The organism is Pseudovibrio sp. POLY-S9, from assembly GCF_001431305.1.
Lineage (GTDB): Bacteria > Pseudomonadota > Alphaproteobacteria > Rhizobiales > Stappiaceae > Pseudovibrio.
The window spans coordinates 63095-68716 of sequence record NZ_LCWX01000079.1 but is presented as its reverse complement, the minus strand read 5'-3'; the positions used below and the strand labels follow the sequence as shown (position 1 = coordinate 68716).

5 protein-coding genes are annotated in these 5622 nt (G+C 51.1%); 1 reads left to right on the top strand and 4 read right to left on the bottom strand.

The features are described 5' to 3' along the window. Nucleotides 1–84 precede the first annotated feature (84 nt). Nucleotides 85–1065 (bottom strand): ABC transporter permease, encoded by a 981-nt coding sequence (locus tag PPL9_RS06135; RefSeq protein ID WP_057461862.1) that lies wholly within the window; start codon nucleotides 1063–1065, stop codon nucleotides 85–87. An 82-nt stretch (nucleotides 1066–1147) separates the two neighbouring features. Continuing rightward, on the bottom strand, nucleotides 1148–2728 hold the full coding sequence (locus tag PPL9_RS06130) for an ABC transporter substrate-binding protein (RefSeq protein WP_057461861.1): 1581 nt from the start codon (nucleotides 2726–2728) through the stop codon (nucleotides 1148–1150). A gap of 313 nt (nucleotides 2729–3041) precedes the next feature. Between PPL9_RS06130 and PPL9_RS06125 the strand changes: the two genes are divergently transcribed. Next, complete coding sequence (locus tag PPL9_RS06125; protein WP_057461860.1) at nucleotides 3042–3392, top strand: ArsC family reductase; 351 nt, start codon at nucleotides 3042–3044, stop codon at nucleotides 3390–3392. A gap of 103 nt (nucleotides 3393–3495) precedes the next feature. On the opposite strand, the gene PPL9_RS06120 is transcribed toward PPL9_RS06125, so the two are convergent. Beyond that, nucleotides 3496–4737, bottom strand: coding sequence for a radical SAM protein (locus tag PPL9_RS06120; RefSeq protein WP_057461859.1), 1242 nt, complete (start codon nucleotides 4735–4737; stop codon nucleotides 3496–3498). Nucleotides 4738–4851: 114 nt separating this feature from the next. After that, nucleotides 4852–5622: creatininase family protein (locus PPL9_RS06115; RefSeq protein WP_057461858.1), on the bottom strand; the 771-nt coding region annotated here is incomplete at its 5' end.

The window sequence follows — 5622 nt, the reverse complement described above, 5'->3', positions numbered from 1 at the left end:
CATTGCGGAGTGCGGGGCTTCTGAAGCCTCACTGCCGGAAACGGTTGGTGTGTTATCTGTCATGATTATTATCCTTACCGTTTCTTATGCGCGGCCGCGTTCGGTGCGCAGGCGTGGATCAATCACGACGTAGAGAATGTCTACGATGAGGTTGATGAACACGAAGATGAAAGCGGTGAGCAGCAGGTAAGCTGCCATGATCGGAATATCCACGTTCTGCACGGCTTGCAGGAAGAGGATGCCCATGCCCGGCCACTGGAACACGGTCTCGGTGATAATCGCGAAGGCGATGATGGAGCCGAGCTGCAGACCGGTGATGGTGATCACAGGGACCATCGTGTTTTTGAGAGCGTGGATGTAATAGACAGACCGGTTCGGCAAACCGCGGGCGCGGGCGAACTTGATGTGGTCGGTCCGCATCACTTCCAGCATCTCAGCGCGGATCAGGCGCATGATGAGGGTCATCTGGTACAGCCCAAGCGTAATTGCCGGCAGGATGATGGCCTTCAGACCGCTGATGGTCAGGAAGCCTGTGTCCCAGAAAGACCCCAGGGCAACAACCTCGCCGCGGCCAAAGCTTGGCAGCCACTGCAGTGTGACCGAGAAGAAGAAGATAAACAGGATGCCGATAAAGAATGTTGGCAAAGAGATACCTACAAGAGATACCGACAGGAACATCTTTGAGAGCCAGGAATCGCGGTTCAGACCGGTGTAAACGCCCATTGGAATGCCCAGCAGCAATGCAAAAATTGCAGAGGCGAAGGACAGCTCCAGAGTTGCAGGCAGGCGGCGACCAATGAGATCTGCCACAGGCTGCTTGAACTGGTAGGAGTTACCGAAGTCAAACTGGATTGCGCCCAGGACATAACGGAAAAACTGAACGAGAACGGGGTCGTTCAGACCGAGGCGCTGGCGCAAGGCTTCACGCTGTTCCGGGGTGGTCTCAATGCCCACCATCTGGTTTACAGGATCTCCAACAAAGCGGAAGAGCAGGAAGGAGATTAAGGCTACGACAAACATGACCACGAGAGCCATGGCGATACGCCGGGAAATAAAGCCAAACATGGTGTTTTATAGTTGTTCCTGAGAATAGAGGCGCCCGGCGCCTAGGGCGCCGGGCTATTATTTTGTTGGCTAAGCCGTCAACTTAGTTCTTCACTACAAATTTGAAGTGGAACTCGTTATCCGCACGCTGCTTCAGAGTAACCTTGTCGGATACACCCCAAGCCAGACCCTGCTGATGCAGTGGAATGTGAGATACTTCGTTGTTCAGGATTGTGTAGGCTTCGGAGATCATGCTGTTACGCTTCTCTTCGTCGTTTTCGGAGAGAACCATTTTTGTCAGCTCATCAACACGTGGGTTACAGTAACCACCGAGGTTGAATGGTCCGCCAGCACCTTTGTCATCACGACAGTTGTTGAGGTTGAGCAGAACGTTGTAGCTGTCGAATGAACCTGGGGTCCAACCGAGCATGTAGAAGGACGTGTCAAAGCCGCCAGATGCCAGGATCTTAGCGAAGTACTTCGCTTTAGGCTGTGCATTCAGGTTTACTTTGATGCCTACGCGCGCAAGGAATGCTGCAGTTGCCTGACAGATTGCTTCATCGTTGACGTAGCGATCATTCGGGCAGTCCATGCCAACTTCAAAGCCGTCTGCATAACCTGCTTCTGCGAGAAGTGCCTTCGCAGCTGCCGGATCGTACGGGTAGCGAGAGAAGTCACCGGAGTTTGCGAACAGGAATGGTGAGATCATCAGAGCAGCTGGCTCGGACAGACCACGCATGATTTTCGCTTTGATCGCATCAACGTCAATTGCCTGATAGAACGCCTTACGAACGCGAACGTCCTTGAACGGGTTCTTGCCTTTGATGTTGGAGTAGGTCAGCTCATCACGCTTCTGGTCGAAGCCAAGGAAGATGGTGCGCAGCTCAGGACCGGTCAGTGCAGATGTGCCCGCATTGCTGTCCACGCGTTTGATGTCCTGTACCGGGATCGGGAACGCCATGTCCAGCTCACCGGAAAGAAGAGCTGCAACGCGGGTTGCATCAGATCCGATTGGAGTGAACTCAACGCCAGTCAGGTTGTGTACCTTCTGGTCCCACCAACCGTCGTTTACGGTGAAAGTGGTTTTTACACCTGGCTCATGCGTTGCAATCTTGAACGGGCCGGTGCCGTTTGTGTTCAAAGATGCATAGTTTGGATTGGTGTCAGAAGCGCTTGTCACTTTTACAGCGTTGTTTGCTTCAGTCCATTCCTTATCCATGATGTACCAAGTGGACCACTCGGAGTGCAGGATAGGGTTTACGCCTGTCAGGACGAAATCAACGGTGTAGTCGTCTACTTTCTCAACCTTGACGTCCGCTGCGATACGGGTTGTCAGGTCAGAGCCTTCAGCGCGAACACGGTTTGCAGAGAAAACCACGTCGTCAGCATTGAAGTCGTTGCCGTTGTGGAACTTTACGCCTTTGCGCAGGTGGAAGCGCCAGCGGGTTGGTTCAATAACTTCCCAGCTTTCTGCAAGTGCAGGTTCGATCTGGAGATCAGCTGTACGGCGAACGAGACCTTCATACACATTGCCGTGCATGGCCATGGTGAATGTTTCGTTCAAGCTGTATGGATCTAGCTGATTGTATGTACCTTGAAATGCGAACTTCAGCGTTTCAGCATTTACCTGAGTTCCAGCAGCAAGCGTCATTGCCAATGCAGCGGATGCAATCTTTAAACGCATTCTAAATTAACTCCCCTTTTCCCCTCATGCAGAAAATTAATTGTTCTGCAGGGCCCCTCTGGTTTCGCCGACCACTTATTAGGCGGATTCTGGCGTCTTAGTGATATTACCCATATGAATGAATGCGTCTAGGGGGCATTGCGTAGTTGAAACGAGGAATTAATGTGGGCGCAGCGCAATTTCATAGCGTATTCAGGTGCTAAGGGATGTATTTCTTGCGGTTTAATGCGCGTCAGTTGAGAGACGCACTAACGTTAAGATGAGTATATTTCATCTAATGATGAGGAAATGAAGGGTTCTGATCTTGTTGATTATGTATGGTATTCGCAATTGCGACAGTGTTCGCAAGGCTCGTAAACTTCTGGATGAATCTAAAATCAACTACAATTTTCACGATTACAAGAAAGATGGTGCAGATGAAAATGCACTGATAGAGGCCTGTGAACGATTCGGTTGGGACGCTGTTTTGAATAAACGCGGTACCACATGGCGCAAATTGGATGATGAAATCAAAGCTGGTGTCACGGACCAGGCTAGCGCTATCGCCTTAATGGCACAGGAAACTTCATTAATTAAAAGGCCACTTATTATTGGTGGAAAACAGCTTTTGCTGGGATTTGATGCGTCTTTGTGGGGCGAAATTTTGGAAAAAGGAGAGCTGTAGAGACAGTTAAACTGTTCTAAGCTCTCCTTAATTGGACGGTAAAGTTTAAGGGTTGGGATCCTTTAGGCTTAGCCATCCTTCCTATGGTATGAGGCGCTGGCAATCACGTAATCTGAAGCGTGGTTGCCAACCCGAAATCTTTTATCTGACGAAGTTTTCTCGAAGCTGACCGCGACATTGAGTAAAAATGCTGCGAGAATTCTTCTGCACCTGCCTCAAGCTCTTCACAGGTCATGTTTTTTGGCTGGTAGACCGCATGGGCACCATCAAATTCTCCCCAGTTGTCAGAGAGCAATCTGTCCTCCTCTTCCAGCTGTTTGTAGAAGCGGGAGCCGGGGAAGGGGATGGCGATGGCCGGTGCGGTAATATCTACCCCTATGTCATGATAGAACTTGGCGGTTTCGATGAAAATTTCTGGTGTATGCTCGTCGAAGCCAAAAATAGCCGTGGTGTCGACAATAATTCCATGTGTATGAATGTTAGAAATTTGAGATTTTAAGTTTTCAGGTTTTACAAAACCCTTGCCGGCACGCTTGAGTGCTGCCTTGGACGGGGTTTCTATTCCAATGAGCAAGTACTTCGCACCGGACCTTGCTGCGGCTTCCAGAAGTTCCGGATCATCTGCTATGCGAATAGTGGTTTCGCCTGCCCATCTAATCTTGAGCGTTTCTAATGCTTTGAATAATTCCAAAGCGTATTCGCGATCCTCTGTCAGGTGGTCGGCGTGAAGTTCGACCCAATCGGTTTCCATTTCGGAAATCTCATTGATTATGTCGGGGATTGGGCGATAGCGGGTTTTGCCAAGCATGCCGGGGATGAGGCAGAAGCTGCAGTGGTGTTTGCAGCCGCGACTGACCAGCACGGACCATTCCCAGCCATACTGCTCTGCGGTGATGAGATGGCGCGGATATGGGTTAAGCTTGGACATATCAGCGTAGGTGCCGGTGTATCTCGGCTTGAGGCTTCGGTTTTGCGCATCCTGTAGCAACTCATCCCAGACGTTTTCACATTCGCCTGTCATCACCGCATCTGCATATTCGCTGGCTTCTTCTGGCATGAAGGTGGCGTGGAGGCCGCCGATCACAACCTGACTGCCTTTTTCTGAGAAAGCTGAGGCGAGCTCGTAGCCTCGGTTGGCATCCGGGGTTGCGAAGAAAAGCACCACGAGGTCGGCAGTCACCTTGCGGGGATCGACCATCCTGATGGTTTCGTCATGCATCTCCAGCTGAAAATGGCGGGGGGGTGCTGCCGCAGCTGAGAAGATGGACTGAGGCGGGCCTCCACGCGCTTTCTTGTAGTCTTTAAAATAGCTCGGTGCAGATGCTTTGATGAGACAGATCTTCATTGCCAACCTCATGTGTTTGTTTTGAATAAACTGTCATAAATGACAATTTATAGCAAGAGGAATTTTTATGAGGTGTTACCGCATTGAAATTACGTCATTAATTGAAGGTATGATCTAGCTTTTGTTGAAGGATGACATATCAAAACGTTGCACATCGCGCAGGAGTTTGATGAACTCCTGAGAGGCGTGTGTGAGGGATGACTGGCCTTTTTCTGCAGTGGCGAGGGCCGCGTTGCCGAGTGCGCCGGTCTTGTTCAGATCCTCGCTCATCCAACCATATTGATGGCGGCCATGCGCGCGCAGATAAGCATCGTTGTTGATGTGGTCTGTTTGAGTGGAGGTGAAGTCTATCGCCTGATCCATGCGTACCAGATCAGGACGTAAGGAGAGCATGATGGAGGTTTCGATATCTCCGCCGTGAATGCCGTAGGTGAACTCTTCCTCAGCATAGAGGCCTTCTGGTTGGCCAAAGCGGAGCCAGCTGGATTCGACCGCCAGCATGTTGTGTTTGAGGCGCAAGTCACGGGTGATGATGTCCATCAGCGGTGAGTTGCCGCCGTGGGAGTTGGCCAGCACCAGCTTGCGGATACCTGCTCTGGCAACACATTCCCCGATCTCAATCCAGGCTTTAACAGCAGTTTCCCATGTGAGGCTGAGTGTGCCCGGGAACGAATGATGCTCATCTGATTTGCCGACGGCCTGAACGGGCAGGAATGTGACTGGTAGATCATCAGGCAACAGCTCAACCGTGCGAGCGACTTGCCCTTCCGCGATGCAGGTGTCCGTGTAGACAGGAAGGTGAGGGCCATGCTGCTCAATCGCTGCAATCGGCAACACTGCGATCCACTCGCTGGTGTCATTCTCAGAGAAGTCAGTTGTTGTCAT

Bases quoted from the DNA above. Each gene is read 5' to 3' on its own strand.
- PPL9_RS06135 (WP_057461862.1), bottom strand. From the start codon at position 1,065: ATGTTTGGCTTTATTTCCCGGCGTATCGCCATGGCTCTCGTGGTCATG.
- PPL9_RS06130 (WP_057461861.1), bottom strand. From the start codon at position 2,728: ATGCGTTTAAAGATTGCATCCGCTGCATTGGCAATGACGCTTGCTGCT.
- PPL9_RS06125 (WP_057461860.1), top strand. From the start codon at position 3,042: ATGTATGGTATTCGCAATTGCGACAGTGTTCGCAAGGCTCGTAAACTT.
- PPL9_RS06120 (WP_057461859.1), bottom strand. From the start codon at position 4,737: ATGAAGATCTGTCTCATCAAAGCATCTGCACCGAGCTATTTTAAAGAC.